1 protein-coding gene and 1 pseudogene are annotated in these 1,612 nt (G+C 34.4%); one reads left to right on the top strand and one right to left on the bottom strand.

What is annotated here, in order from left to right:
- Positions 1-171 precede the first annotated feature (171 nt).
- Entirely contained in the window at positions 172-1,017 is an 846-nt protein-coding gene (gene cbiB / locus MVY38_RS01280) for an adenosylcobinamide-phosphate synthase CbiB (RefSeq protein WP_297482606.1), read from the top strand.
- An 86-nt stretch (positions 1,018-1,103) separates the two neighbouring features.
- On the opposite strand, the pseudogene MVY38_RS01275 reads toward cbiB, so the two are convergent.
- A pseudogene (locus MVY38_RS01275) lies at positions 1,104-1,612 on the bottom strand (aromatic hydrocarbon degradation protein); the annotation flags it as partial.

The following is a 1,612-nucleotide window of genomic DNA, read 5'->3' as shown; positions in this document are numbered from 1 at the left end:
CATTTATGCATGGCATCTTTGAAAATAATGCGCTGCGTTTAAAACTCTTTCGTGAAATAAATAGCAACTACAAAGGCTACAATTTTAAAGAATTCAAAGCAAATGCTATTAAAGAATTTGCAAATCATATAAATAAACATATAGATATGGACATAATTGAAGCGAGTTTGTATGAGTAATGTTATTGTCGCTGTTTTAGCCTATTTGATAGATAAAAAATTTGGAGAGTTCTCTTTTATAAAACATCCTATCATCGTTATAGGGGAACTCATTAGCTTTTTTGAACAATTACTCTACAAAAAAAGTATTTTTCGAGGTTTGCTACTTGTTTTATTTGTTTTAAGTATTATGACTCTTCTTGTTACTTCTTTACAAGAGTTTTTAAGGATTGCCTTTCCTCCATTTTTAAACATTCTCATCACTGCATTGATAGCCTCCATGTTCATTGCACATAAAATGCTTCGTGACTCAGTCGAAGGTGTGCTAAATGTAGCAGACAAGCGGAGTGCTATTGCAATGCTAGTTTCGCGCGATACAAAAGAGCTGAGCGAATGTGACATCTACAAAGCTGCCATAGAAACTTATGCAGAAAATCTAAGCGATGGAGTTATTGCACCACTTTTTTATCTGCTATTTTTTGGACTCCCTGGTATTGTTCTTTATAAAACCATTAACACAATGGATTCCATGATAGGATACAGAACCAAAAAATATGAAAAGTTCGGCAAAGTAGCGGCAAGATTTGATGATATTGCAAACTACATTCCCTCACGCCTTACAGCTCTACTCATTATGATTATTGCAAAACAAAAAAATCTCTTTGCCTTTTATAAAGATGGTAAAAGACATGACTCTCCAAACGCAGGGCATCCAAGCACTGCTATGGCTTTAGCCATCGATATTACACTCGGAGGAGATACTCTATACTTTGGAAAAATGAAAAAAAAGGCAACTTTCGGAAAAGGGAAAAAAGAGATAAGGCAAGAAGATGTACAAAAAGCACTAAAACTTATATGAAAAATAAAGAGCTTATTGAGAATTTTATACTAAAAAATACCGCCAAAAGGCGATATGAAAGAAAGGAGAATTTCTTTTATAAGTTCTTAAAAGTTAAAGTTTACTGCTGCACTTAGAGCTGTTTGTGAGTGTTTCGTAGAAATTCCACGACCTCCAATACCACTATTAGCAAATGTTTCTGTTACTTCTGGAGAATAAACATAAGCTAAATCAAATGAAACCTTTTCACTAACATTATATGTCCCACCAATTGCATAATGTGACTCAACTATACCAGGGAAACCTAATAGATTTAAAGTATTGATTGCTCCACCTTTTGGAGTTGCACCATTTTGCTCCACAATCGGACTTGCTGCATAATTATAACCAACACGAGCTGCCCATGTTTTTGCACTGTATTCATAACCTAAAGAATAGACATTTTGATTATCCCAACCAAAATCTTTATAACCTTTAGCATCTGAGTATTTAATCTGTTTGTAATCAACAGCAATTGTATTTGCACCAAAAGCATAAGAGAGACCTAAACCAATTTCAGCAGGAGTTGATAAATCACTTCCTAATGTTAAACCAAAGGCACGACCCGCATCAGGAA

Origin of the sequence: Sulfurimonas sp., assembly GCF_027056685.1 — a bacterium.
In the GTDB taxonomy this organism is placed as follows: Bacteria; Campylobacterota; Campylobacteria; order Campylobacterales; family Sulfurimonadaceae; genus Sulfurimonas.
This window is presented reverse-complemented; position numbering and strand designations above follow the sequence as displayed.